Here is a 25,992-nt window from a genome sequence, read left to right as displayed (position 1 = left end):
TTACACCTCGATCGTTTTGGGGCGACGGCGTTCAAACCACATCACCACCAGCAAGCGCGTCACAAAGATCGCGGTAAAGACGGACGTCAGAATCCCAAGGCCCAGCGTGATCGCAAAGCCCCGCACCGGGCCAGAGCCCATGGCAAACAGGATGACGGCAGTGATGAAGGTGGTGATGTTGGCGTCGATAATGGCGCTCAGCGCTTTCTCGTACCCCAGCTCAATCGCCCGCGCAGGCCCTCTTGCGGATTTCAGCTCTTCCCGAATCCGCTCGAACACCAGCACATTGGCGTCCACCGCCATACCAACGGTCAGCACGATCCCCGCAATACCCGGCAGGGTCAGGGTCGCTCCGATCAGGGACAACAGGCCAAAGATCAGCGCAATGTTGATGATCAGCGCGATATTGGCAAAAAGGCCAAACAGGCCATAGCTCAGCGCCATGAACACCAACACGGCGGCAAAGGCGACCATCGTCGCGACCTTGCCCGCATCAATGCTGTCTTGGCCGAGTTCCGGCCCAATGGTGCGTTCCTCAAGAAAGGTCAGTTCCGCAGGCAGGGCACCGGCGCGGAGCAAAACGGCCAGATTGGTCGACTCCTCAACATCAAAGCGGCCGGTGATGATCCCCGACCCGCCCGGAATATGTGATTGGATCACCGGGGCGCTGACGACCTCGTCATCCAGAACAATGGCAAAGGGCGATCCGATATTGTCCGCCGTGTAGTCGCCAAAGGTCCGCGCGCCGCTGGTGTTGAACCGGAAGGACACCGCAGGCGACCCGTTCTGGTCAAAGCTCGGCTGCGCATCCACCAGATCCTCGCCCGTCACCACAGGCGCGCTCTCGATCACGTAAAACAGGCCCGGCTCGTCCAGCGACGGCACGATCTTGTTGCCCACGCCGGGGGGTTGGGTACCGTCCGATGTGCGGCTGACAACGGGGTTGAACGTCAGTTGCGCAGTCGTGCCGATGATCTCTTTCAGCTCGGCGGCTGATCCGATACCCGGCACCTGGATCAGAATACGCTGCGCCCCCTGGCGCTGAATGGTCGGCTCACGGGTGCCCACTTCGTCAATCCGGCGGCGTACGATCTCCAGCGATTGCTGCACTGTGCGCTCGTCACTGGCCAGTCGCTCCGCATCGCTCAGGGTCACGATGATCACATCGCCCTCGGCACGCACGTCGATGTCATTGGCGCCCACGCCGGTCAGGGTCTGCACAGGGCGGGCCAAGGCGCGGACGACCTGCAAGGCGCGCGGCATCCCGCTTTCTTCCCCAATGCGAATGCGCAGCTCGTCGGGGGGCGAAGGCTGCAACCGAATGGTGCCAATCATCTGACGCTCTGGGCGCAGCGCATCGCGGATTTCGGGCCAGGAGGCCTCCATCCGGCTCGCATAGACATCCTCGACCTGCACCTCGGCCAGCAAATGGGCCCCACCGCGCAAATCAAGGCCAAGGTTCACCAGCGACGAGGGCATCCACGTCGGCCACTGCGCCAGAAACGCCTGATTTTCAGGGGTATCCGCCCCCAATTCGATAGCCTGGGCGGCGTCATTGTGCTGCTCCACCCGGGTGTAAAACCCGTTGGGCAGCGCCAACATCAGACCAAGGGCACAAGTGGCCCAGATCAGGACCCGTTTCCACGCATCGATTTGCAGCATTACTTGGCAGGCTCGGTCTTGCTGATGACAGAGGCAATGGTCGACTGCACAACGCGGACTTTCACGCCCTCAGACAGTTCAACCTCGATCTCGTTGTCGTCCTTGACCTTGACGACCTTGCCAATCAGGCCGCCCTGGGTGACGACCTGATCGCCCCGGCGCAGGGCCGCAACCATGGCCGCATGTTCCTTCACCTTCTTTTGCTGAGGGCGGATGAGCAGGAAATACATGATCGCAAAGATCAGAATGAGGGGGATAAACTGGCCAAAGGCTTCCATGGGTCTGTCCTTATGTCTGGGGGCCTCTCAGGCCCGCCGCAGAGTTTGGCAGAACCTATGGGCGGCAGCGACCCTGCGCAAGGTGGAAAGGACGGTATATGTGGGGTTGTGGGGTGTCGTGCGACCAAAGGTCTTTTGGTTGACGCCATTTCGCGCCATGGTGGCGGGATGGAGCCTGTGATCACCCTCAACCTGCCCGCCCCTCTGGTCTGGGGCACCGTCACGCTCGCGGGGCTTATGATCGCCTCAGCGCTGGTCTACCTCACCCTGCCCAAAGACGACGGCGCCACAGGCATCCTCAGCTTGCGCAAACGCATGGGGCTGGACAACCTCCACCCCAGCCTTTTCATCGCGGCCCTCGTTCTCTACAGCGGCATCGCCCTCCTGCTCGTCATCGGCCTCCTGGTCCTGATGCTCAGAACAATCGCCCTGCCCTTCGACCCGGACATGGCCCTAAAGGACAAACGCACCGAATACCTCTTCTACGTCCTGCGCATCGCGGGCCTCACAACCGTTCTGGGCGCAGTGATCGCCCTGCCCTTCACCATTATCCGGCTCAGGTTAACACAACGTCAAACCGACACGGCAACCGAGGCGCTGTTCAACGACAAGATGACGGCCGCCACCACCGACCTCTATGCGCGCCGCCAAACCAGGGACGGCGGATGGGAAGACGACGTGCCCCGCCGCAACTCCGCCATCGACCGGCTCGAAGGGCTGGTAAGCGAACGCCCAGACGAGGCCCCGCGCGTCGCAAGGCTGCTCAGCGTCTATGTCCGCGAGCTTTCCGGCCCGGACGAAGTGCCCGCAAAACGGCACGCCTATTTGGACGCCCACGCCCTCATGTATCCGCAAGACGACAGCCCGCCTATGACCGAGGACGAGGTTTGTGCCCATCTCGATGTCACGCCCGACGCCATCTCGCTGGACGCGCTTGAACACTGGGCACGGGGCCTGACCGCCCGCTCCGACATGGAAAACGCGGTGCAGACTCTGGGGCGGCTGCGGGGCAAGGACGGCGTGGTGGCGGATGACATTACCATCGACCTGCGCGGCGCAAACCTGCAAGGCATCGACGTCGAAAGCGGTAATTTTGACAAGGCCCGCCTGAGCGGGGCGCAGTTGCAGGGGGCACACCTCAGCGGGGCGCAGTTGCAGGGGGCATACCTCATCGAGGCGCAGTTGCAGGGGGCATACCTCGGCTTCGCGGAGTTGCAGGGGGCAGACCTCAGCCGGGCGCAGTTGCAGGGGGCACACCTCAGCGGGGCGCAGTTGCAGGGGGCAGACCTCGGCTTCGCGGAGTTGCAGGGGGCAGACCTCAGCCGGGCGCAGTTGCAGGGGGCATACCTCATCGAGGCGCAGTTGCAGGGGGCACACCTCTTCAGGGCGCAGTTGCAGGGGGCATACCTCTTCAGGGCGGAGTTTGATGCTGCAACATCCTTAAGCGCAGCTACTCTCCGAGGTGCTGCGCTTAAGGATGTTGATTTTAGCACAGTACCACATTCCAAGGATCAAATCAGGGACATGTTCGGAGATGCCTCTATCACCTTGCCAAACGGCGTCACACCCGAACACGACGATTGGCCCCCGCATTGGGCAAGAGAGGAATTTGATTTCGAAGACTTCTTCACCCGATGGCGCGCCTTCCAATCCACCCTGCCCGAAGGCTGGGACAAGGACATCCCAAAACGCTAAACCCTAACTAAAAGTTACCACTCGCCGCCAAACCTTAACGCCTGCCAAATCCAAACGATCCCTTAACGGCCCCGGGCAGGGCAAAACGTACATTTTACCCCCCAAACTGCTTATTTCCCGCAAAACCCACCCAAAACACCCGGTTCCAGGCCCCACAAAACGTACACTCTCCCCACCAAACTGCTCATTTTCCCCCAAATCCCACGCAACACCCCCACCGCACGCTGCCTTAACCCCTTGGCCCGCGCGCCCCGATCGGGCATAGGGACGGCACCGCAAACCCGTCCCAAAGGACCAGACAAATGCACGACATCCGCAGCATCCGCGAAAACCCCCACGCCTTCGACGCCGCCCTTGCGCGCCGATGCGATGCGCCCGTGTCGTCTGACCTTCTCAACCTCGACGAGGCCCGCCGCGCCAAGATCCTCGCCGCCGAAACTGCGCAAGCCGAACAGAACAAGGCCAGCAAGGACGTGGGCGCCGCCAAGGGCCGTGGGGACGAGGATGAATTCCAGCGCCTGCGCGCCTTAGTCGCTGAAAAGAAAGCGGAAATTGCAAAAGTGCAGGACGAGGCGAAATCCCTCGATGCCCTGCTGACCGACGCGCTGGCCCGCATCCCGAACCTGCCCGCCGATGACGTGCCGGAAGGTACAGACGAGAGTGACAATGTCGAGGTGACCCGCTGGGGCACGCCGCGCGCCTTCGATTTCACGCCCAAAGAACACTTTGAAATCAAGGGCGTAGCTGCCTCCATGGATTTCGAAACGGCCGCCAAGACCTCCGGCAGTCGCTTTGTCATGCTCAAGGGCCCCGTCGCCCGCATCCACCGCGCGCTGGCCCAATTCATGATCGACACCCATGTCGATCAGAACGGCTTGCTCGAAGTCAATTCACCCGTCCTCGTCCGCGACGAGGCCATGTATGGTACTGATAAGCTTCCCAAATTTGGCGAAGACAGCTACCGCACCGAAGAAGGGATGTGGCTTGTTCCCACCTCCGAAGTGCCCCTGACCTTCTCCGTCGCAGGCGACGTTCTCGACGAGGCCGCGCTGCCCATCCGCCTGACCGCGCACACGCTCTGCTTCCGCTCCGAGGCGGGCAGCGCCGGCCGCGACACCTCTGGCATGCTGCGCCAGCACCAGTTCGAAAAGGTCGAGATGGTCTCCGTCACCCATCCGGATGAAAGCGACGCCGAGCAAAAACGAATGCTGCGCTGCGCCGAAGGTATCCTGGAAGCCCTTGATATCCCTTACAGAACTGTGATCCTCTGCACAGGCGATATGGGGTTCGGCGCGCGCCGAACCTATGACATCGAGGCCTGGGTGCCGGGCCAAAACACGTTCCGCGAGATCAGCTCCGTCTCCACCACCGGCGACTTTCAAGCGCGACGGATGAACGCCCGGTTCAAGCCAAGTGAAGGCGGAAAACCGCAATTTGTTCATACGCTTAACGGCTCGGGCCTAGCCGTGGGCCGCTGCCTGATCGCCGTGCTGGAAAACGGCCAGCAGGTCGATGGCTCTGTCACCTTGCCCGCGGCCCTCGCCCCCTATCTGGGGGGCAAGACGACGCTGACGGCCGACGGCGCCCTCGCCTGAGCCCTACACAATGCGGGTGGACAATTCCGTGTCCACCTTCGCCTCCCAGCTTGGAACGTCCAGTATTTTCAAGCTTTTAGGCCGATACTTACGGACTTCCCGAACGCGTTTCAGTGCGACGTCATGCACGTCCATCAACGCCTCCGCCGCAGGTCCGCTCCGCCAACCGCGCGCCCAATTCCAGCCGCCCGATTTGTTGCTGAGCGGCCCGGCATAGTCATCAGATTTCGGCGCCACAACGCTCGGCATCGCCACAGTCAAACCTTCCTGGGCGGCTCCCTCCAGCACCCAGGCCATGACGGAATTGCTGATCTGACGGTTTGCACCGCTGCCGCCTATCATCCCGTGATCGCCCGGAAACCACTGCTGCAAATAGCGCGTGTGCCCCGCCGAATTCACACCTGCCGCGTCGTTGAGGCGTTTGAGGTTGCTCCACTCCGTGTGCTTGTAAAGCCTGCGCCGCTCGTCCAGACCAAGCGCATGGCGGCCAGATTGGACCATGCTCGACAGCTCAAGATCGTGAAAGCCGTGACCGCCCGGGATCAGGCCTAACTGGCTCAAAACACCGGGAATTCCCCGGGTGCCAACAGTGTCAAAAATACCGAGATAGGCGATGTGGATCGCGGCCCCGATGGGCTTGTTGTTGTCCCTGCGCCATTCCCGCTCATCCTCGTTGGTGTAGAAATCCGGCGATTTCTCTGCCCGAAATGCGAGGCTTTCGGGGGTCGAGGGTTTGGTGCTGTCATGACGATTGCGATAGTGTGCCATGGCCTTGTTGATATCGTCAGGGTCGCGGACAAGACCTGAGGCACGGATCAGGCCAGCCAACGACCGCGCCGTATAGGCACCGCGCGAAAACCCGAAAATATAGATCTTGTCGCCTGCCTTGTAATTCGCACAGAGATGCGCGTAGGCCTTGCGCACATTCGCGGTCAAGCCGCGCCCAAGCGCCCCTCCGCGCCATTTGTTGATGAACTTCCCGAGAGACTGCGCCTCGTTATCCGCGCCGACCCCTTCGACATAAAGCGGGTCGACGCCGCGACGTCCGCGGTTCTTCTCTGTCTCCAAAGCCTGAAAGATGCGCGCGACACTGGTGTCATTTTCAGTCCGGTCCTTGTTGTTCCAGGTGCCGTCACAAAAGATCGCTATGGCCGTCATGATCCCTCCAAACCTTTGAAAAATATAAATCTGTCCTATTTTGCGAAAGCAGCGTACGCGTATCGCGAAATTTGTAAACGGTGGAAAACCATGCCTGTGCTCGTCCTCATCCTTTCTGTTGCCTTTGCCCTTTCCCCGATATGGGTTCCCGATTTCGGCGGCTTTGACGCAGACCAGTTCCCGATTCCCCAGACCGATCCGTCAGTCCAGCCTGCCGGATATGCGTTTGCGATCTGGGGGCTGATTTACGTGTGGTTGATTGCAGGATGCGGGTACGGGGCCTGGAGACAGTGGAATGATCCGGCCTGGCGCGCGATGCGTGGGCCATTGGCCGCATCCTTGGCCGTGGGTGCCGTGTGGTTGCCAGTGGCGGTGCTAAGCCCCGTGTGGGCCACGCTTTTGATCTGGGTCATGCTGGTGACCGCCCTCTGGGCGTTGTGGCGCAGCCCGGTGACGGAAGCGTGGGCTGCGGCATGGCCTGTCGGCCTATATGCTGGCTGGCTCAGTGCGGCGAGCTTTGTGGCGCTAGGGTTGATGCTGGCGGGCTTTGGTTGGGCCAGTGACGCCGTGGCCGCAGGTGTCATGATCACGGCTGCTACCGCGCTGGCCTTTGCTGTGCAGATGCGTCTGCGGCGCGCACCGACCTACGGGATTGCCGTGATCTGGGCGCTGATTGCCATCGCCGTGCGCGGTGAGTTTGAGCTGAGCCAACTGAGCGTCATCCTGGCTCTGGCGGGTGTGGCATTGATGATTTGGCCGACCGTGCGGGCCACCGGAAAATGACGCATTTTCCGGCTGGATTTTGACGCAAAATCCGCACCGGTCGCAGCCGGACGCGGAAAACGCGCCGTTTTCCTGCCATTTTCCGTTTCGGAAAATGCCTAGCTGCGCCGACCGTCCGTATGCTTGCGGAGCTTGGACGGCGGCGCTTTCTTGCGGCCCTTATACGGGTTGGCTGCGTTCTGGCCGCGCATATACAGGCGGATCGGCGTGCCCGGCATGTCAAAGTCCAACCGCAAGCCATTCACCAGATACCGGTTATAACTTTCGGGCACCTTGTCGGGATGTGAACACATCACGACAAAGCCCGGCGGCCGGGTCTTGGCCTGGGTCATATAGCGCAGCTTGATCCGCTTGCCTTGCGGCGCGGGCGGCGGGTGCGCCTCTAACATGCCTGTCAGCCACCGGTTGAGCTGCGCCGTGCTCACCCGGCGATTCCATACATCATAGGCCCGCAGGATCGCGTCATGCAGCCTGTCCAGGCCCCGGCCTGTCTTGGCCGATACGGTGATCAGTGGAGCGCCGCGCAACTGCGGCAAAAGCCGCTCAAAGCTTTCTTTGAGATCGCGCAGCTTGGCCTGCTTGTCGTACTCGATGTCCCATTTGTTCACCGCAACCACAACCGCACGTCCCTCACGCTCGGCCAGGTCTGCGATTCGCAAGTCCTGCTGTTCAAACGGGATCGCCGCATCCAGCAAAACCACAACCACCTCGGCAAACTTCACCGCGCGCAGCCCGTCTCCCACGCTCAATTTCTCAAGCTTTTCTTGCACCTTGGCCTTTTTTCGCATCCCTGCGGTGTCAAAGATCCGCATGGGCGTTTCGCCCCAAGTGGTCCGCAGGGAAATGGCGTCACGGGTGATACCCGCTTCGGGTCCGGTCAGTAGGCGGTCCTCGCCGACGATCTGATTGATCAGCGTGGATTTACCCGCATTCGGGCGACCGACAACAGCCACCTGCAAGGGTTTGGCGTTGGTCGGTACGGGGACATAATCCTCGTCATCCTCATCAACGGCCACATCCACTTCGGGCGCATCATCTTCGGCCTGTTCGGCAAACATGTCGGCCAAAGGCTGCAATTGGGCATAAAGGTCGTTCAGCCCCTCACCGTGCTCGGCTGACAGGCGGATCGGCTCACCCAGACCCAGCGAATAAGCCTCGATCATGCCTGCATCTGCGGCGGCACCTTCGGCCTTGTTGGCGGCCAGAAGCACGTGGTCCGCACGTTTCCGCAGGATGTCAGCAAACACTTCGTCGGTGGGTGTCACGCCGGTCCGCGCGTCAATCATGAACAAACACACGTCGGCCATATCCACCGCCCGCTCCGTCAACCGGCGCATCCGGCCTTGCAGGCTGTTATCGGTCGCCTCTTCAAGGCCCGCCGTGTCGATCACAGTGAACTTGAGGTCCGCCAAGCGGGCCGCTCCTTCGCGCAGGTCGCGTGTCACACCTGGCTGGTCATCGACCAGCGCCAGGCGTTTGCCCACAAGGCGGTTGAACAGTGTCGACTTGCCCACATTGGGCCGTCCGACAATTGCGAGGGTCATGGACATTGTGCGGTCCTGGAAATCAGATCAAGCGCGGCACATAGACCATTCGCGCTGAAACGGAAAGGACCGAAAATTCTAGCGATAAGCCAGGAGCTGCCCGTTGCGTGATACGACATAGAGGGTCTGCCCCGCCACAACCGCTTCGGTCGAGGCGCCGCCCGGAATGTCAGCCGTGCCCGTCAAAGCCCCCGAAACCGGGTCAAAGCTGCGCAGCAACCCATCCGAGGACACAACAATCAGTCGGTCCCCTGCCAGGATTGGCCCATGGTGGGCAAAAACCTCTGCGGTGCGACCTGGCCGGTCACGGACGAAATTTGGCAGCTCGGTGCCCCAGATCCGGCTGCCATCGGCGCCGTCAAGGCGCAGCAGCACGTTGCGGTCACTGACCAGAAATACACTGCCGCCAACGGGCAGAACCGTGTCAATCGCACCTTCGTTGGCCGTCCAGACACGGGCGCCGCTAGATGCGTCGATTGCGATTGTCCGACCCGATTGGTTGCCCGCATAGATCATGCCATCCGCCGCGATGGGCTGGCCCGTCACGTCGCCGATCTTGGACAGAGCCCGGCCCTTGCGTTCGCCCAGAACCGACGCGTCCCAGCGGCGCAGGCCGCCCCGGCGAAAAACGGCCTGCAACTCGCCCGATCCAAAGGCAAAAACAGCCAGATCATCCGTCACAATCGGCGCGGGCGCGCCCAACACATTTGAACCGCTCTCGGCCGCGGTGGTCTGCCACTTGATCCGGCCATCGGCCTTGTCCAGCGCCCAGCCCGTGTCATCTCCAGACACCACATAGACCAAATCACCGAACACCGCCGGGCGGCCCGAACCGGTTGATTCCAGGTCTTGTGTCCAGATGGTGGCGCCGGTTGCGGCGTCCAGCGCGCTGATAGCGCCAAAGCCCGTAGTCACGTAAAGGACATCGCCCTCCGCAGCCATGCCGCCGCCTGTTGCGTCGTCTTCGTCCGCGCCATCGGGCAGCACATCACGTTGCCAAATGATCCCGCCACCTGCCGATACGGCAGTGACTTGCGTGGTGGCATCAAGGGTGAAAATGCGCCCACCAGACACGACCGGGTCAGCCACAATACGATGTTTGCGGCTGTCACCTTCGCCGATATTCACAGCCCAAACCGGGTTCAATGCAGTGGAAAGCTGTGGATTGTCGGTGCGAAAGGCTTGGATGCCCAAACCTTGGCCTGCATCCGCATTCGCAACCTGTCCAGGAAGTTGAATGTCGCGCGGGGCGTCAGCAGCTTCGACCACTTCGGTCTCGGCGTCTGTTTCAGTATCTGATCCTGACAACACGGCCGTGATCGGCTCGCGCTTGCCGGGCAGGATAATCTCGCGTTCTGAGCAGGCGGCCAACAGAACGGAGGCCGCAACGAGCGCTGTGACCAGACCAGCGCGGCGTGGCTGCTGCATCATCAAACCGCAGGCCAACGCCCGATTGCCTGTTTCAGCCATGTCCAAGCCCTTACTCATTCGCCTCGTCCGCCGAGGGCGATCCACCCAAGGCCACAATTGCCTGTAGGGCACGACGTTGCAAGCCCGTGGTCGCCTCAGCATCTTCGAGAATGGCGCGGAACCGTTCGATTGCGCCGTCCACATTGCCGGACTCGATGTCGATCAGTGCCAATTGCTCTTCGGCCACGACCCGCAGCGAAACACCCGGCACGGCCAGCGCCTCAAATCCGGCGCGGCGGGCGTCGATATCCAATGTGTCGGCTTGCAGGGTCAGCGCCTTGAACGTTGCCACCTGCCGATAAATCAGCGGGATATCTGCATTATTGCTGACGGTATTCAGCGTCTCGACGGCCTGCGCTGTCTCTTCGGCATCGGCCTGAACACCGGCCGTCAAAAAGGCCAGAATGGCAGCACCTTCGGCGGTGCCTGCCTCAACGGTGCTCAGGGCGGCGGCGCGGGCTGCTTCGTCGTCCTCGCTTAGCCCGGCCAGCATTGCATCGCCCAGGGCCTGTGCGGCGGCGTCGGCCTGCGCATTGCGATATTCGTTAAAGGCGGCGGCCCCGACGATCAGCACGATCACCAGCCCCGCAATCCAGCCATAGCGTTTGAGATAGCCGTAAAGCCGGTCGCGGCGGACCTCTTCGGTGACCTCTTCGATAAAGCTGTCCGTATTGCTCACGCCCGCGCTCCTTCATGTTTGGACCGCCTTTTGGTATGGCCCACACGCTTGATTTCGCGCCCCTCTTATCGCGCCCGTGCGGCCAAGCCAAGAGTGACAAAAAATGCGGCAAACTGCGTCAATTGCGACGCATTGCAGATTATTGCCAAAAAAAGTAATCTGAACTGGTTAGTTTAGTCGTAAGACACTCTATATGAGTCAAATCTTGCCGCCAGCAGCGGCTGTTCGAAAGCGTCAGGGAATATCGCAAATGCGCATCGTTTCATTCATTCTTGCCATCCTGGTGGCGACCGCTCTGTATTTTTGGGTGATCGAGCGTGAGCGTACCATGGCTTTTCTGAACGGCGCGCGCGAAGAGGCCCCCACGCCAGAAGCCGAGCCCGAAACAGCGCAAGCCGTTGTCGACGACGGATTGATCAAGGTCGTGGCCCGCCGGTCGGTAGCCCGAGAGATTGACAGCGCGGTAATGCTCCGTGGCCAGACCGAAGCCGCCCGCCAGGTTGATGTGCGCGCCGAAACAACCTCGACAGTGGTATCGCCCCCCTTGCGAAAAGGCGCGTTCATTGAGGAAGGCGAGCTGCTGTGTCGCCTTGATCCCGGTACCCGTGGTTCGGCCCTCGCCGAGGCCCGCGCCCGCGTTGCCGAGGCCGTCGCCCGCAAGACCGAAGCCGAAAGCCGAATTCCCCAATCTGAGGCCAGCGTTGCCGAGGCCGTTGCCCGGCTCGAAGAAGCGCGTGTGAATCAGAACGCCGCCAGCCGTCTGAGCGAAGGCGGCTTTGCCTCCGAAACCAGAGTCAAAGGGGCCGATGCGGCCTATGCTGCGGCCGAGGCGGCGCTTTCTGCGGCCCGCGCCGGTGTGATCGGCGCCAAGTCGGGCATGGAGTCGGCCGATGCCACGATCGAGAGTGCCGCAGCCGCTGTGGCCTCTGCCGAAAAAGAAATCGAGCGACTGGAAATGCGCGCGCCTTTCGCTGGCATTCTGGAAACCGACACCGCCGAACTTGGTAGCCTGCTGCAAGAAGGGTCCATTTGCGCCACCGTCATTCAGCTTGACCCGATGAAGCTGGTGGCCTTTGTGCCAGAGACCGAAGTGAACCGGGTCGAGGTCGGTGCAACCGCCGCCGCAAGGCTCGCCGCAGGCGGCGGTGACGTGACCGGCACGGTGACCTTCCTCAGCCGGGCCGCTGACACCACCACCCGCACCTTCCGGGTCGAGATTGAAGTGCCCAACTCTGACTTTGCGATCCGCGACGGCCAAACCGCAGAGATTGCGATTTCGGCCGCCGGGGCACGCGCCCACCTTTTGCCCGCCTCGGCCCTAACCCTCAATGAGGAGGGCAAGATTGGGCTGCGCACCGTGTCCGACGATAACGTCGTGGCCTTTATGCCCGTAAATATCCTGCGCGACACGGCGCAAGGCGTTTGGCTGACCGGTCTGCCTGACATGGTCAACGTCATTCTTGTAGGCCAGGAATTTGTTACTGCCGGCGTCACCGTCGCACCCACCTTTCAGGAGCAAACCCAATGACCGGTGTTGTTGACTGGGCCGCGTCTCGTGCGCGGATGGTACTTGCCTTTATCGTGCTTTCCCTTGTTGCGGGCGCGGCTGCTTACATCAGCCTGCCGAAAGAGGGCGAGCCGGACATCGAAATCCCAACCCTTGTCATCTCGCTTCCCTTTCCGGGCATCTCGGCGGCAGACAGCGAAACGCTGCTGGTTAAGCCGATGGAGACCGAATTGGCCGATCTTGACGGCCTGAACAAGATGACAGCCACCGCCGCCGAGGGCTATGCCAACGTCGTGCTCGAGTTCGAATTTGGCTGGAACAAGACGCAAGTCATGGCCGATGTGCGCGACGCCATGGACAGCGCCGAGGCCGATTTCCCCGACGGTTATGAGCAATATACGCTGGACGAGTTCAACTTTTCCGAATTCCCCATCATCATCGTGAACCTGACCGGCCCGGTGCCGGAACGCACGATCACACGCGTGGCCAAAGACCTTCAGGATGATATCGAGGCGATGGATGCCGTACTTGAGGCCAGCATCGTGGGCAGCCGCGACGAGATGGTCGAGGTCATCATCGACCCGTTGCGTCTTGAGGCATACAACGTGACGGCAGGCGAACTGATCACCGTTGTGCAGAACAACAACCAACTGATTGCCGCAGGCGAGATCGAAACAGATCAAGGCGCATTTGCCGTCAAAATCCCATCTTCTTTTGATGAGACCCGCGACATCTATGACCTGCCGGTCAAGACCAATGGCGACCGAGTCGTGACCCTTGGTGATCTGGCGCAGATCAACCTGACTTTTGAAGATCGCACCTCGACCGCTCGCTTTAACGGCGAAGACACCGTTGCACTGCAAGTGGTCAAGCGCAAAGGCTTCAACCTGATCGACACAGCCACCGCTGTGAAAGCGCTTGTGGCCGAAAAGGCCGCTGAGTGGCCCGAAGGGCTGCAAGTCGCGGTTGAAGTGGGGACCTCAAATGACCAAAGCCGCGAGGTTGCTTCCATGGTGGGGCAGTTGCAGGGGTCGGTGCTGACAGCCATCGCGCTGGTGATGATTGTTTCGCTGGCGTTCCTGGGCCCCCGCGCTTCTGTTCTGGTGGGCTTTGCGATTCCCACCTCGTTCCTACTGTGCTTTGTGCTTTTGGCGATCATGGGCATTTCGATCTCGAACATCGTGATGTTCGGGCTGATCCTGTCGGTGGGGATGCTGGTCGACGGGGCCATTGTGGTTGTGGAATATGCGGACAAACGGCAACAGGCAGGTGTGGGGCCCATGCGGTCTTATGTCGAGGCGGCCAAGCGGATGTTCTGGCCTGTGGTGTCCTCGACGGCCACGACGCTCTGTGCGTTCCTGCCGATGCTGTTCTGGCCCGGCGTACCGGGTGAATTCATGGGCATGCTGCCCGTCACCCTGATCTTTGTTCTGTCCGCGTCGCTGATCGTGGCGCTGATTTACCTGCCGGTGATGGGCGGGGTTCTGGGACGTTTGATGGATGTTTTGGGCGCCGCCGTGACGCGCATTACAAAGCTGCCCATTCTGGCGCATTTGGCCGTCTTGGTTCTGGCGACAGCACTGCTGGTGCCACTTGCCGCTTTCCAACCCTTGGTAGGTCAGGCGGGCGAGATCCTGGGCGCGATGGACCAGCAAGACATCTGGGGCTCGGTTTTGCCCGCATTCCTGAACACCTTTCTCGTCGGCCTCGGCCTGACTGCGATCATGATCTCTGGCATTGCCGGATCCATTTTGGTGGTGCTTGCCGCCTTTGCAATCGTCGCACGTTTTTTCGGCGGTATCGCATGGGGCGTCCGCGCCGTCGTTGGAAAGCGGGCGCGCAAGGTGAACTCGGGCTACCAACGCTCCGCTTTCGGCTACACGATCCAGGGCATCGTCGGTAATCCGGTGATGCCGCTGGTGATGATCGGCTTTGTCTTTGTGTTTGTCGGTACAACCCTGATCTATTTCATCAACAACAACCGCGGCGTCGAATTCTTTGTCGCGACCGAACCCGAGCAGGCGCTGGTCTATGTGCTGGCGCGCGGCAACCTCAGCCTTGATGAAAAGGACGCTCTGCTGCAACAGGCCGAAGCGGTCATTAATGCCCATCCCGGCATTCGCAGTGCCTTTGCCTTTGCCGGTGACGGCGGGTTGAACGCCAACACGGGTGGGGCGCAGTCGCCCAATGATTCCATCGGGCAGATCCAGCTGGAAACCATTCCCTGGGGCGAACGCCCCGACGCGGTTGAGCCTTGGTTTACGCTGCCGTTCATCAATTACACCGTGATGCGCGAGATCAAAGCGGTCGATTTTGACGGCGACACAATCCTAGAAGAGTTGTCCGCCGAACTGGCCCAGATCCCCGGGATCAAGACTGACGTGCAGGCTCTGGCCCAAGGCCCCGCCAGCGCCAAACCTGTGCATTTGCGCATCAAGGGCGATGACTGGCAAAGCCTGATGGACGCCGCCGGACTGGCCCGTCAGCAATTCGACACCACCGCCGGTATCATCAAGACCGAAGACACCCGCCCCCTGCCCGGTATCGACTGGCAGATCGACGTGGATGTGCAAAAGGCTGGCCGCTATGGCGCCGATGTGGCGACTGTGGGGGCCATGGTTCAACTCGTGACCCGTGGCCTGTTGCTCGACACGATGCGGGTGGACACCTCGGATGAAGAGATCGAAATCCGTGTGCGCCTGCCGGAAGAGGACAGGGTGCTGAGCACGCTCGACACCCTCAAGGTGCGCACCGCCGATGGTCTGGTGCCGCTGGCCAACTTCATCACGCGTACGCCGGTGGCCGAATTGGCCCAGATCAACCGCGTCGGCCAAAAGCGATACTTTGATGTTAAGGCGGACGTGCAGGACGGTTTGGTCAAGGTCATGCGCGTGGAAGACAATCCAAATGACGTGAATACACAGGTTGGCCTCAATCTGGGATACCTCAAGGTCGATCCAAATGGGCCAATCGAAGCCCCAAACCGGACGCGCTATTCGGTCTACAAAACGTTGCCTGCTGGTGATGTCGTGGACCTGAAACGGGTCGTTGAAGAAGGTGCTGCGAATTTGGTGCCGGTTAATCCAACCGAGCGGATTGCGGAACTGACAAAGTGGTTGGACACATCCCCCTTTGCCGCCGGGCTGGAATATGAATGGACCGGTGATCAAGAGGATCAGGCGGAGTCGGGTGCCTTCCTTGGGCAGGCCTTTTTGGGCGCGTTGGGACTGATGTTCATTATTCTGTTGGCGCAGTTCAATTCGATCTACAACTCGCTGCTGGTATTAGGTGCCGTGGTCTTGTCCACCGCGGGTGTTCTGATCGGGATGCTCGTTATGGGTCAGCCGTTTTCGATCATCATGACCGGTACGGGTATCGTCGCCTTGGCCGGGATCGTGGTGAACAACAACATCGTGCTGATCGACACCTATCAGGAGTATGAGAAATACATGCCCCGGATCGAGGCGATCATTCGGACCGCACAAGACCGTATTCGCCCTGTTTTGCTGACCACGATCACCACAATGGCAGGCCTCGCACCGATGATGTTCGGCCTTAGCTTGGACTTTGGCAATGGCGGATATACCGTCGACAGCCCCACTGCCCTCTGGTGGAAACAACTGGCGACGGCCGTGGTCTTTGGACTGGGTGTCGCGACGGTTCTGACCTTGATGGTGACGCCGTCGATGCTGGCTGTTCGGGTTTGGATCGTGACCTATGCGATGTGGGCCAGCCAACTGTTGGCAAAGCTGTCCATGGGCCGGGCCAGCCGGGCGGCCCGCGATTGGGCACTGGTGCGCTCTGCGTCGCAGATGCCCAACCGGGAAATTGTATGGGACTTTGACGAAGATGACGGCGTTGATCCTCGGCAAACGACATTGCCCCTGGGTCACGCCCCTCTGAAAGCCGCCGAGTGACCTGACCGGCCTGTTTCCGACGCGGAAACAGGCCGGACTGTGGCGCCTCGTACAATGCGCCAGGCACAAACCGTTCCGCGATGTTGTTTTCCGCGCCGGAAAACTGCCGGAGACCGCGCCGGTCTCCGTCCACCTTAGTCTTCGTCAGATTGCTGTCGGTGCCAGAGTTGAGCATAGCGGCCATCTTTGGCCAAAAGCGCCTCATGCGTGCCTGTTTCGACGATTTCGCCTTTCTCCAGCACAACAATGCGGTCCGCTTCGGCAATCGTGCTCAGGCGGTGCGCAATGGTCAGAACCGTGCGGCCTTCGCCAGCTTGCACAAGCGCATCCTTGATCTCTTGCTCGGTCTCGCTGTCCAGCGCACTGGTCGCCTCGTCCAACAGCAGTATGGGCGGGTTTTTGAGGAGGGTCCGTGCAATGCCAACGCGTTGTTTCTCGCCACCGGACAGTTTTAGGCCACGCTCTCCCACAGTCGTATCATAGCCATCTGGCAAGGCTTCGATAAAATCATGGATCTGTGCCGCCTTTGCGGCGGCGACGATGTCATCGGGACTGGCATCATCCCGACCGTAAGCAATGTTGTAACGGATCGTGTCGTTGAACAAAACCGTGTCCTGAGGCACCACACCGATGGCAGCGTGCAGGCTTTCCTGGGTCACGTCGCGAATGTCTTGCCCATCGATGCGCAGCGCGCCCGAACCCACGTCATAAAAGCGGAACAAAAGCCGCCCGATGGTTGACTTGCCAGAACCGGTCGAGCCGACAATGGCCACCATTTGTCCCGGCTCTGCGACAACAGACACCCCCTTGAGGATCGGACGGGCCGCATCATAGCCAAAGTGTACATCGTCCAGCTCGATCTGGCCGCCGGTGACCTTGAGGGCCCGCGCACCGGCTGCATCCTGAACCTCGGCGGGCTGTTCCAGCAGATCGAACATCTCACCCATATCGACGAGCGCCTGTCTGATCTCGCGATAAACTGTACCCAGAAAGTTCAAAGGCATCGTGATCTGGATCATATAGGCGTTAACCATGACGAAATCGCCCACCGTAAGGTCCCCATTCTGCACGCCCAAGGCGGCCATCACCATCACCCCCACAAGACCACCGGTGATGATCACCGACTGACCGAAATTGAGGAAGGCCAGCGAATAGCTGGTCTTGAGGGCAGCTGCCTCATACCGCTCCATCGCGCTGTCATATCGCATCGCCTCGCGCCGCTCAGCGCCGAAATACTTGACCGTTTCAAAGTTGAGAAGGCTATCGATAGCCTTTTGATTGGCGTCAGTGTCCTGGTCATTCATGACCTTGCGCAGCTTCACCCGCCATTCCGTCACTGCAAAGGTGAACCAAACGTATAAGCCAATCGTGACCGCAACAATCAGCAGATAAGACACGTCAAAGAGGATCGTCAGGATGATCCCGATCATCAGCAGTTCCAGCACGAGTGGCCCAATGGAAAAGAGCAGGAAACGCAGAAGGAAATCGACACCTTTCACGCCGCGTTCAATGATCCGGCTCAGCCCCCCCGTTTTGCGCGTGATGTGATAGCGCATCGATAGGCGGTGAATATGCTCGAACGTCTCAAGTGCCAACATGCGTAGCGCACGCTGCCCCACCCGGGCAAAGACTGCATCGCGCAATTGCTGAAACCCAACGGTCATCAGCCGGGCAAAACCGTAGGCAATGGTGAGGCCGATGGCTCCGAGGGCCAGTACCGATACACCGTCCCCCGCGAGCGCATCCACAGCATCACGATACAGCAAGGGCGTCCCCACAGAGACCAGCTTGGACACCACCAATGCGATCAGGGCCAGAACAACACGCTTTTTGACCCAAGGCATATCGGCAGGCCACAGATAAGGCGCGACTTTGCGTATCGTGCGCAGCCCGGAACGGCGTTCGGCGCTGGCCGTGTCATCTTTGGGATCAGGCGTGGGTGTGGCCGGTTCGGCCTGGGCCGCTTGCGCGGTCGTATCTGCGGGCATATGGGATGCGTCCTAGTTTTCAGACGCTTCTACATAGGGCAGGACAGCACAAGTTGCCAGAGCAGCTTCGCGCGGCGCTAATCAATTCGGCAGAGCAAAAACCTGACCGGGATAGATCAGATTGGGATCGCGAATGGAGTCGCGGTTTGCCTCAAACACCTGCACAAACAATCGCCCCTCGCCATAGCGTTCGCGCGCAATTGCCCAAAGCGTGGTGCCCGTCTGGACGGTCACTTGGGTTGCGGCCGCCTCAGGCCTGTCTGCAGCAGTCAAAACGGCAGGGTCCTCGCGGCGGAACGGCGTTTCAACCCGGCTGGTCACATCACCGGTCGCATCAACCTCATCAACCCGCAACGTGTAGACGCCCGTGTCGATGTCCGGCAGATCACCGCGCCAGCGTCCGTCAGGGTCCACGGGCAACTCGGTAATCACACGGTTGTCGACGTAGACGCGTACAGCGTCTGCCTCTGACTGGGCACGACCGGCAAGTTGTACATCGCCCACGTCGGAATAGCTGATCGTGTCGATGGCGATGCTGTCGAGCGCCTCCGGCGGGGTGCCCAGCACTTCCACGCCGTCAGCTGTCGATTTTAGAACGGTGATCTGTTGCGCTGCTTCCGCTGGGGCGGGCTTGGCCTCGGCGATAACCGTCGGTTCAGGCTCCGCCGGGGCGGGTTCGATGGGTTGCGCTAAGGGCTCTGTGACTGTCGCCACCGTGGATGGGGATGGTGATGGGGGGGCGGATGGGGCCGGAGTGATAGCCTTGGCGATAATGTTGTTGGCTGTGTCCTCTACCGTTGGCTGCGGCGTCTCGGCAACGACAACAGGTGCGGGGGGTGCAGGTGTTTCGGACACGGGCTTTGCGACAGGCTCTGGCGCGGCTGTCGCCACGACCTCTGGCGTCACTTCGGCTTCTGGAGCGGACTCAGCGGTTGCCACGACCTCGGGGGTCGGCTCTGGCGTCGCCGCCGGTTCTACTGTCGCAGCGACCTTGGGCTCAGGCTCTGGCGCTGGATCAGCTTCGGCGACAATGACCGGTGCGGGTTCGGGCTGCGCCACAGCCGTTGGCGCTAGGATTATTTCTTCGACAGATGGTAGTGACCGATCACCCAACCGCTGAACAATGGTGAGTACCTGAGCTGTGGGCTTGGGCACAATCATGGTGATGGCCGCAAAACCCCCGCCTGCATCTGCGGTGACAGAGGTGTTTTCGACGCCATCCAACAGAACGGAAACTTCGCTGCCCGGAGACGCACGACCTGCAACAATGGTCAAACCATCGGCCTCGACACGGACCTCGTCAATTGACGGGGGCGTCTCGGGCGTTTCTGCGACCACTTCCGGCTCTGCTTCGGGAGCAGGTGTTGTAATCACCTGCGGTTCAGGGTCAGCCGGTTGGGCCACCTCGACCGGCGCTTGGGCCGGCCGGTTGTTGATGAAAACGCCTGCCCCGATTGCGGCCACGGCAACCGCCGTTGCAGATGCAACCATCACGCCGTTTGAACCGGCCAGTGCTGCCCATTTTGACATCGTGTCCCTTCCCTACACCCGCAAATCCCCTGGATGTGTTGCGGTTCCATAGCAGGCGACGGTAGAACGGTCAAAAGCAAGCCGATCGCGGCCGATCACATTCCCACGCATGTTGCAAGGATCACGCCATGTCCCAGAAATCCGTTTGCGTCTATTGCGGCTCGCGCCCCGGGGCGGACCCGGCCTTTATGGCCACCGCGGACACGCTCGGGCGTGCGCTGGTGGAGAAGAACTGGCGGCTTGTCTATGGCGCGGGTGATGTGGGCCTGATGGGTGCGGTCGCCCGTGCGGCGCAAGCGGCGGGTGGTGACACATTCGGCGTTATCCCAAAACACCTGGTGGAATGGGAGGTCGGCAAGGTCGATCTGACCCGCTACATCGTGACCGAGACCATGCACGAGCGCAAAAAGGTGATGTTCATGAACTGCGACGCGGTTGTTGTGCTGCCGGGCGGCGCGGGATCGCTGGACGAACTGTTCGAAGTGCTGACCTGGCGGCAGCTGGGCTTGCACGAAAAACCTGTCGTTTTGGTGAATACGAAAGGGTATTGGGATCCGCTGATCGCGCTGATGCAGCATGTGGTCGACAACGGTTTTGCGGATGCAACGTTGCTGGACTACTACACCGCCGTACCCGATGCCGACGCGGCAATCGCTGCTTTGACGTGATCAAAATCTGACGCGATTTCTGGCGGTTCTCCGGCCTGGAAAACAAACAGCGCCCCGGGTGACCCCAAGACGCTGTCGATGTAGATTGCGCGTCGCAACCCTGCCGATTTCTGTCGCACAGACCGACCGGATTACATCCGGCTCGCGACGTTTTCCCAGTTCACGAGGTTGTCGAGGAAGTTGGTCAGGTAGGCAGGGCGCTTGTTGCGGAAATCAATGTAGTAAGAGTGTTCCCACACATCACAGCCCAACAGCGCCGTTTGACCAAAGCACAGAGGGTTCACGCCGTTTTCGGTCTTGGTCACTTTCAGACTGCCATCGGCGTCCTTCACCAACCACGCCCAGCCAGAACCAAACTGGCCTGCACCGGCGGCGGAGAAGTCGGCCTTGAACTGATCGACCGAGCCAAAGCTTTCGACCAACGCTTTTTCCAGTTCGGACGGCATTGCGCTGTCGCCAGGCCCCATCATTTCCCAAAACTGATTGTGGTTCCACAACTGGCTGATGTTGTTGAAGATGCCGTTCTGGGCCACGGCCGAGGCGTCATATGTACCGACAATGATCTCTTCCAGGCTCTTGCCTGCCCATTCGGTGCCCTCAATCGCCTTGTTGCCGTTGGTGACATATGCGTTGTGGTGCAGGTCATGGTGATATTCCATGGTTTCGGCAGACATGCCTTTGGACGCCAGCGCGTCATGGGCATAGGGAAGATCAGGAAGTTCAAAAGCCATTGCAGGGCCCCCTTTGAAAAGTTCAGGTTGTGACTGTCACATTGTGCGAAATGCTGCAAGTTCAAGGGCGATCTGCGCCACGTCTGACCGTTTGAGCCTTTATCTGACTTTGCACTGGCCCGTTCCTGTGACCAGGTTCGTGGCGCCGCGAATGGACCCGCGCACAATCACAGAATTATCTGCCAGGTTGACCGTCGCGTGATATGCGATCCGAACCGGGCGTGGCCGCGCCGGCACATTGTTGACGGACCAGTTCAAACGGTACTCGCTGTCACTGCGGCTTAGTTTTCTGAGTTTGGCCTCAATGGGCGCGCCATGCACCATGTCGATAACACCGTCATAAGCCGTGCCAGTCTGCTGTCCCGGTTCAAATTCCAGAAAAAGGTTTGGCGCAATAAAGCCGTCCCCTTTGCCAGTAACCTTGCATTCCAGTTTCAAAGCCGTTGCAGGCGATGCCAAAGCCACTACAGAAGCTGTCGCAATAAGAAGTCTTTTCATTTTTCGTCCTGATTTCACAGGTATAGGTTGATATGTAACCTCAAATCCGGCAAATACAAGTGAACGAAACGGAAAGCAGCACCGTTACGGAAACACCAATTACCAGGCCTGAAAATTCCACCCATTCGGTATTTTTCACGCAATCGGGCAATGTAGAGTTGCTATCTCTTGACCCTTAATTCTCGCCCTGAAAGTTGAAAATTTCAGGAATTGTCCAATTTGCAAGAACCGTTGCCCTTTGGGCTGTTCTCTGCATTGCGCATCGTGCCGCGCATAACCACAGAGGCTTTGTCCGCAGCGAGGATGGCGCGGTAACTGACGTGAACACGCATTGGCTCGGTTGGCAAAGTCATCGCCCAAGAAAGGACAGTTGTTCCATTCGAACGCGTGCGCATCTTGGCGTTCAAAGGTTCCCCTTCGGCCCAATCAATAATATCATCATAGACGACGGCTTGGTTTGCGGCGAGATCCAATGCAATTACAAGCGTTTCTGGAATAAATCCATCGCCTGTCGATTTCACGTCGCAAATAAAGGTTTGCGATTGCGCCACAGTTGCCAAACCGGCAAATACTATCGATAGGGCCGCTTGTTTCATTTTGCACTATTCCTTACTGCATCTTAGCGCAGCTTAGCGTTACACGAAATGAGGGAAAGCAAAAACGGCGCGATTTTTATGGTTTTTGGATTTCGCTCCCGGGCTGAGCGGCCACTTTCAGAAGATCGAACATATATTGTGACTGGCTGCGAAAACATACGATTTGGAAACGATCGGCATCTGGCATCCAGAACGCTGCGGCGACTTGCGCCATGCGCGACCGGCGAAACATCCCCGGGGCAAAGGCGTCTGCGCTGAAATCCACCGGTGCAAGCTTGGCCATCACGTCGCGGGCGAGTGGGCCCGAAACCTGAAACACTGCGCGAGCGTCCGACACGTCCACGGCCAGCGCATGTGTTTTGGCCAACACCGCCGTCATCTTGTCCAACGTCTCAGCCACCTGTGAGTAGGGGCAAAGTACCAATATTTCGTCCGGCGACATCCAGCAAAGCCCGGTATCGCCATCGACTGTGGCTTTGCCGGGCCCGGGCACAGCCATGCCAGTCGCTGTTTTTGCCGCCTTTTTGATGGCCGAAATGCTCAAGTCGCCACGCAGGGTGATCATCCCTTGCAGTGGTGCCTCTGTGATTGTCGCGATCCCTTTAGACCAGACGGCCCCGTTCAGGGCGGTGACGGTTTCAGACATTCTGCTTCTCCCCCTGCGGGTCATGAAAGACCGGGCTGACGATCTTGGCCAAATAGGTGGTCCCATCCGTGCCCGGGAATTCAATCACTTCGCCCATCCGATCGGGCCCGTGCAGCACCAGCCCCATGGCGATCCCGCGGCCCAGGTTGGGCGAGTGGTAGCTGGAGGTGACACGGCCCTGCACGTTCTTCTGACCATTGGCGTTGCGTCCCAGTGCCACCGCATATGCGCCATCGGGCAATACGGAACCATCCGTTGTCTCAAGGCCTACAAGCTGCCAGCGCTCGGGATCAGCCATATGGCTGCGGGTGTGGGCGCGCTTGCCCAGATAATCTTCTTTCTTTTTGGACAGCGCCCAATGCAGGCCCAGGTCTTGGGGGATCACGGTGCCATCGGTCTCGTCACCGATCATGATGAACCCCTTTTCGGCCCGCAGAATGTGCAAGGCTTCGGTTCCGTAAGGCATCACGCCAAGGTCCGCGCCAACGGCCATCAGAGCATCCCAAAAAGCCTGCCCCTGCCCCGCGCGCACGGCGATTTCATAGCTTAACTCGCCCGAGAAAGAGATCCGGTAGACCCGAACATCAAAGCCGCCCAGCGTGCCGTCTGCCCATTCCATGAAGCCAAGCGCATCCCTGGACACATCCATGCCGCCCAAACGCTCCAACGCTTCGCGAGCCTTGGGGCCGACAACGGCCACTTGTGCATATTGCTCGGTGACGTTGGCGACATAGACATCCCAATCCCACCACTCGGTCTGAAGCCATTCTTCCATGTGGCCATGTATGCTCTCGGCCCCGCCAGTGGTGGTGTGGCACAGGAATGTATCCTCGTCGATCCGGGCCACAACGCCGTCGTCGATCAGGAAACCGTTTTCGCCACACATCAGGCCATAGCGGCATTTGCCGGGTTTCAGCGTGCTCATCATGTTGGTGTAGAGCATGTCGAGAAATTTGCCCGCATCCGGGCCCTTGACGATGATCTTGCCCAAGGTGGATGCATCAAGCAGCCCGAGGTTCTCGCGGGTATTCTTGGTCTCGCGCATCACTGCGTCATGCACCGTCTCGCCATCGCGGACAAAGGCATAGGGGCGACGCCACTGGCCCACGGGTTCCCAATCGGCACCGTTGGCGTCGTGCCAATCGTGCATCGGTGTGCGCCGGATCGGTTGAAACACCTCGCCACGCGCCTCGCCACCAATGGCCCCCATGGAAATGGGCGTATAGGGCGGGCGGAAGGTTGTGGTGCCGGTCTGCGGGATCGGTTGGTTCAACGCATCGGACAGGATCGCAAGGCCATTGATATTGCTCAGCTTGCCCTGGTCTGTGGCCATGCCGAGGGTGGTGTAGCGCTTGGCATGCTCGACGCTCTCGAATCCTTCCTGAGCGGCGAGTTGCACGTCGCTGACTTTGACGTCGTTCTGATAATCCAGCCATGATTTCGACCTCAGCGTGACGCCCGCTCCTTGCGGCATCAACCAGACCGGGGCCATCGGGGCCTCGTCGACGCTTTCGCCTTGGGGCGCCTTGCCGCGCTTGGCAGCAAAGCCCGTGGCCTCGGCCGCCGCTTGGCCCATTGCATGTGCGTCGCCCATGATTTCGGTCAGGCCAAAGTGGCCATTGGCTGCCCCTGCCGGGCTGACAAAGCCCGCGCCATCCGCACCTTTGGGCGCTTTATCCACATCGGGGCGGAACATGGCAAAATCGTTATCCCAGAGCAGCTTGCCGCCGCAATGCGACCACAGGTGGACAACGGGCGACCAGCCTCCCGACATGGCCACCGCGTCACAGGCAATCTCCTCAAGCACGGCCCCTTCGCCCGCTTGAGCGCATACGGCAACGCCGGTCACGCGCTTGCCGCCCAAGACCTTGGCCACACCGTGGCCCATCATGACGCGGATACCTGCGGCCTTGGCCTCAGCCATGAGGGCGCTGTCAACGGGCGTGACGCGTGCATCAAGGATAACAGGGACATTGAGACCGGCGCTTTTAAGGGCCAAAGCGGTTCGGTAAGCGTCGTCATTGTTTGTGACAACCACCGTGCGGTCGCCCGCCGATACACCGTAATTCACCACATAGTCGCGCACGGCAGAGGCGAGCATGACGCCCGGCACATCATTCCCGGCAAAGCTGAGGGGGCGTTCAATTGCGCCTGTGGCCGTCACAATGTGGCCTGCCCGAATGCGCCACAAGCGGTGGCGGGGGCCGTCAGCTTTTGGGGCGTGATCGGTCAGACGCTCGTAGCCCAGAACATAGCCGTGATCATAGACACCCGCGCCCATCGTCCGCAGGCGCAAGGTGACATTTTCCATGCCAGAGAGTTCGGACACAAGTTCGTCCACGACCTTATCCACAGGCAGGCCATCGACAGTGCCACCATCGACCGGTGCCCGGCCACCCCAATGGGCGGTTTGTTCCAGCACCAGAACTTTGGCACCGGTCCGCGCGGCCGATTTGGCCGCTTGCAGGCCCGCGATGCCACCGCCAATGATCAGCACATCACAGAATGCATAGTAGTGTTCGTACGTGTCCTGATCCCGTCCTTTAGGGGCCTGCCCCAGGCCAGCGGCCTGCCGGATGAACGGCTCGTAGATGTATTTCCACAGCGGACGGGGATGGATAAACATCTTGTAGTAAAAGCCCGCTGGCATAAAGCGGGACAGCTTCGCATTCACGGCGCCCACATCGAACTCAAGGCTCGGCCAGTGGTTTTGGCTGGTCGCAAGCAGCCCGTCAAAAAGCTCGGTCGTCGTGGCCCTTTGGTTGGGCTCAAACTTGCCATCGACGCCCAGATTGACCAGCGCATTGGGTTCCTCTGGGCCTGCGGCCACGATCCCGCGGGGGCGGTGGTACTTGAACGACCGACCAACCAGCATTTGGTCATTGGCCAAAAGGGCCGAGGCAAGTGTATCGCCTTCAAACCCCTTGAGCTGTTTGCCGTTAAAGCTGAACCGGACGGCACGGTCCTTGTTCAGAAGGCGGCCATGTGTGGCAAGACGTGTGCTCATGTTATCGGGCCTCGGCACTGGCGGAAGCATCGGGGCCTCC

19 protein-coding genes are annotated in these 25,992 nt (G+C 60.1%); 6 read left to right on the top strand and 13 right to left on the bottom strand.

Annotation, left to right across the window (positions count from 1 at the left end):
* Together secD and yajC are read right to left on the bottom strand one after the other, a co-directional pair.
* Positions 1-1,662, bottom strand: coding sequence for a protein translocase subunit SecD (secD, locus tag Q1A44_RS18515; protein ID WP_299628260.1), 1,662 nt, complete (start codon positions 1,660-1,662; stop codon positions 1-3).
* Positions 1,662-1,940: a preprotein translocase subunit YajC gene (yajC, locus tag Q1A44_RS18510; RefSeq protein ID WP_299628258.1), complete on the bottom strand. Its 279-nt coding sequence runs from the start codon at positions 1,938-1,940 to the stop codon at positions 1,662-1,664. The genes secD and yajC overlap by 1 nt, the downstream gene beginning before the upstream one ends.
* Before the next feature lie 57 nt (positions 1,941-1,997).
* Between yajC and Q1A44_RS18505 the strand changes: the two genes are divergently transcribed.
* Positions 1,998-3,635 carry a pentapeptide repeat-containing protein gene (locus Q1A44_RS18505; RefSeq protein ID WP_299628256.1) on the top strand — a complete coding sequence of 546 codons (1,638 nt, stop codon included), beginning with the start codon at positions 1,998-2,000 and terminating at the stop codon, positions 3,633-3,635.
* A gap of 302 nt (positions 3,636-3,937) precedes the next feature.
* Positions 3,938-5,230, top strand: coding sequence for a serine--tRNA ligase (serS, locus tag Q1A44_RS18500; RefSeq protein ID WP_299628254.1), 1,293 nt, complete (start codon positions 3,938-3,940; stop codon positions 5,228-5,230).
* Between the two features lie 3 nt (positions 5,231-5,233).
* Here serS and Q1A44_RS18495 read toward each other — a convergent pair whose 3' ends face one another.
* Complete coding sequence (locus tag Q1A44_RS18495) at positions 5,234-6,388, bottom strand: DUF2235 domain-containing protein (protein WP_299628252.1); 1,155 nt, start codon at positions 6,386-6,388, stop codon at positions 5,234-5,236.
* Positions 6,389-6,478: 90 nt separating this feature from the next.
* Between Q1A44_RS18495 and Q1A44_RS18490 the strand changes: the two genes are divergently transcribed.
* Positions 6,479-7,171: a hypothetical protein gene (locus Q1A44_RS18490; RefSeq protein WP_299628251.1), complete on the top strand. Its 693-nt coding sequence runs from the start codon at positions 6,479-6,481 to the stop codon at positions 7,169-7,171.
* 98 nt (positions 7,172-7,269) lie between these two features.
* Here the strand turns inward: Q1A44_RS18490 and der are convergent, their stop codons facing one another.
* The 3 genes from der to Q1A44_RS18475 all read right to left on the bottom strand — a co-directional run bounded on the left by der (position 7,270) and on the right by Q1A44_RS18475 (position 10,864).
* Complete coding sequence (gene der / locus Q1A44_RS18485; RefSeq protein WP_299628248.1) at positions 7,270-8,721, bottom strand: ribosome biogenesis GTPase Der; 1,452 nt, start codon at positions 8,719-8,721, stop codon at positions 7,270-7,272.
* Positions 8,722-8,793: 72 nt separating this feature from the next.
* A complete protein-coding gene (locus Q1A44_RS18480; RefSeq protein ID WP_299628246.1) occupies positions 8,794-10,203 on the bottom strand; it encodes a PQQ-like beta-propeller repeat protein in 1,410 nt (469 codons plus the stop codon).
* The gene (locus tag Q1A44_RS18475) at positions 10,196-10,864 is read right to left on the bottom strand and encodes a hypothetical protein (RefSeq protein WP_299628244.1); all 669 of its coding nucleotides are present in this window, start codon (positions 10,862-10,864) and stop codon (positions 10,196-10,198) included. Before Q1A44_RS18475 ends, Q1A44_RS18480 begins: the two co-directional genes overlap by 8 nt.
* Before the next feature lie 250 nt (positions 10,865-11,114).
* Here Q1A44_RS18475 and Q1A44_RS18470 point away from each other — a divergent pair, with 250 nt between their 5' ends.
* Together Q1A44_RS18470 and Q1A44_RS18465 are read left to right on the top strand one after the other, a co-directional pair.
* Positions 11,115-12,392, top strand: a complete 1,278-nt coding sequence (locus tag Q1A44_RS18470) for an efflux RND transporter periplasmic adaptor subunit (protein ID WP_299628242.1) — start codon at positions 11,115-11,117, stop codon at positions 12,390-12,392.
* The gene (locus tag Q1A44_RS18465; protein ID WP_299628240.1) at positions 12,389-16,288 is read left to right on the top strand and encodes an efflux RND transporter permease subunit; all 3,900 of its coding nucleotides are present in this window, start codon (positions 12,389-12,391) and stop codon (positions 16,286-16,288) included. Before Q1A44_RS18470 ends, Q1A44_RS18465 begins: the two co-directional genes overlap by 4 nt.
* A gap of 134 nt (positions 16,289-16,422) precedes the next feature.
* On the opposite strand, the gene Q1A44_RS18460 is transcribed toward Q1A44_RS18465, so the two are convergent.
* Positions 16,423-18,276, bottom strand: coding sequence for an ABC transporter ATP-binding protein/permease (locus Q1A44_RS18460; RefSeq protein WP_299628238.1), 1,854 nt, complete (start codon positions 18,274-18,276; stop codon positions 16,423-16,425).
* Between the two features lie 81 nt (positions 18,277-18,357).
* Positions 18,358-19,806 carry a LysM peptidoglycan-binding domain-containing protein gene (locus tag Q1A44_RS18455; protein ID WP_299628236.1) on the bottom strand — a complete coding sequence of 483 codons (1,449 nt, stop codon included), beginning with the start codon at positions 19,804-19,806 and terminating at the stop codon, positions 18,358-18,360.
* 128 nt (positions 19,807-19,934) lie between these two features.
* Between Q1A44_RS18455 and Q1A44_RS18450 the strand changes: the two genes are divergently transcribed.
* Positions 19,935-20,474 (top strand): TIGR00730 family Rossman fold protein, encoded by a 540-nt coding sequence (locus tag Q1A44_RS18450; RefSeq protein WP_299628234.1) that lies wholly within the window; start codon positions 19,935-19,937, stop codon positions 20,472-20,474.
* Between the two features lie 131 nt (positions 20,475-20,605).
* Here Q1A44_RS18450 and Q1A44_RS18445 read toward each other — a convergent pair whose 3' ends face one another.
* The 5 genes from Q1A44_RS18445 to Q1A44_RS18425 all read right to left on the bottom strand — a co-directional run bounded on the left by Q1A44_RS18445 (position 20,606) and on the right by Q1A44_RS18425 (position 25,952).
* Positions 20,606-21,205, bottom strand: a complete 600-nt coding sequence (locus Q1A44_RS18445; protein ID WP_299628232.1) for a superoxide dismutase — start codon at positions 21,203-21,205, stop codon at positions 20,606-20,608.
* 99 nt (positions 21,206-21,304) lie between these two features.
* The gene (locus tag Q1A44_RS18440) at positions 21,305-21,703 is read right to left on the bottom strand and encodes a hypothetical protein (RefSeq protein ID WP_299628230.1); all 399 of its coding nucleotides are present in this window, start codon (positions 21,701-21,703) and stop codon (positions 21,305-21,307) included.
* A gap of 203 nt (positions 21,704-21,906) precedes the next feature.
* Positions 21,907-22,299, bottom strand: a complete 393-nt coding sequence (locus Q1A44_RS18435; RefSeq protein WP_299628227.1) for a hypothetical protein — start codon at positions 22,297-22,299, stop codon at positions 21,907-21,909.
* 76 nt (positions 22,300-22,375) lie between these two features.
* On the bottom strand, positions 22,376-22,945 hold the full coding sequence (locus Q1A44_RS18430) for a sarcosine oxidase subunit gamma (protein WP_299628224.1): 570 nt from the start codon (positions 22,943-22,945) through the stop codon (positions 22,376-22,378).
* Positions 22,938-25,952, bottom strand: coding sequence for a sarcosine oxidase subunit alpha family protein (locus Q1A44_RS18425; protein ID WP_299628222.1), 3,015 nt, complete (start codon positions 25,950-25,952; stop codon positions 22,938-22,940). Before Q1A44_RS18425 ends, Q1A44_RS18430 begins: the two co-directional genes overlap by 8 nt.
* Between the last annotated feature and the right edge of the window lie 40 nt (positions 25,953-25,992).

Origin of the sequence: uncultured Tateyamaria sp., from assembly GCF_947503705.1 — a bacterium.
In the GTDB taxonomy this organism is placed as follows: Bacteria; Pseudomonadota; Alphaproteobacteria; order Rhodobacterales; family Rhodobacteraceae; genus Tateyamaria.
This window is presented reverse-complemented; position numbering and strand designations above follow the sequence as displayed.

Excerpts from the sequence above, each read along its gene's own strand:
- secD (WP_299628260.1), bottom strand. The coding sequence starts at position 1,662 with ATGCTGCAAATCGATGCGTGGAAACGGGTCCTGATCTGGGCCACTTGT.
- yajC (WP_299628258.1), bottom strand. The coding sequence starts at position 1,940 with ATGGAAGCCTTTGGCCAGTTTATCCCCCTCATTCTGATCTTTGCGATC.
- Q1A44_RS18505 (WP_299628256.1), top strand. The coding sequence starts at position 1,998 with ATGGGCGGCAGCGACCCTGCGCAAGGTGGAAAGGACGGTATATGTGGG.
- serS (WP_299628254.1), top strand. The coding sequence starts at position 3,938 with ATGCACGACATCCGCAGCATCCGCGAAAACCCCCACGCCTTCGACGCC.
- Q1A44_RS18495 (WP_299628252.1), bottom strand. The coding sequence starts at position 6,388 with ATGACGGCCATAGCGATCTTTTGTGACGGCACCTGGAACAACAAGGAC.
- Q1A44_RS18490 (WP_299628251.1), top strand. The coding sequence starts at position 6,479 with ATGCCTGTGCTCGTCCTCATCCTTTCTGTTGCCTTTGCCCTTTCCCCG.
- der (WP_299628248.1), bottom strand. The coding sequence starts at position 8,721 with ATGTCCATGACCCTCGCAATTGTCGGACGGCCCAATGTGGGCAAGTCG.
- Q1A44_RS18480 (WP_299628246.1), bottom strand. The coding sequence starts at position 10,203 with ATGAGTAAGGGCTTGGACATGGCTGAAACAGGCAATCGGGCGTTGGCC.
- Q1A44_RS18470 (WP_299628242.1), top strand. The coding sequence starts at position 11,115 with ATGCGCATCGTTTCATTCATTCTTGCCATCCTGGTGGCGACCGCTCTG.
- Q1A44_RS18465 (WP_299628240.1), top strand. The coding sequence starts at position 12,389 with ATGACCGGTGTTGTTGACTGGGCCGCGTCTCGTGCGCGGATGGTACTT.
- Q1A44_RS18460 (WP_299628238.1), bottom strand. The coding sequence starts at position 18,276 with ATGCCCGCAGATACGACCGCGCAAGCGGCCCAGGCCGAACCGGCCACA.
- Q1A44_RS18455 (WP_299628236.1), bottom strand. The coding sequence starts at position 19,806 with ATGTCAAAATGGGCAGCACTGGCCGGTTCAAACGGCGTGATGGTTGCA.
- Q1A44_RS18450 (WP_299628234.1), top strand. The coding sequence starts at position 19,935 with ATGTCCCAGAAATCCGTTTGCGTCTATTGCGGCTCGCGCCCCGGGGCG.
- Q1A44_RS18445 (WP_299628232.1), bottom strand. The coding sequence starts at position 21,205 with ATGGCTTTTGAACTTCCTGATCTTCCCTATGCCCATGACGCGCTGGCG.
- Q1A44_RS18440 (WP_299628230.1), bottom strand. The coding sequence starts at position 21,703 with ATGAAAAGACTTCTTATTGCGACAGCTTCTGTAGTGGCTTTGGCATCG.
- Q1A44_RS18435 (WP_299628227.1), bottom strand. The coding sequence starts at position 22,299 with ATGAAACAAGCGGCCCTATCGATAGTATTTGCCGGTTTGGCAACTGTG.
- Q1A44_RS18430 (WP_299628224.1), bottom strand. The coding sequence starts at position 22,945 with ATGTCTGAAACCGTCACCGCCCTGAACGGGGCCGTCTGGTCTAAAGGG.
- Q1A44_RS18425 (WP_299628222.1), bottom strand. The coding sequence starts at position 25,952 with ATGAGCACACGTCTTGCCACACATGGCCGCCTTCTGAACAAGGACCGT.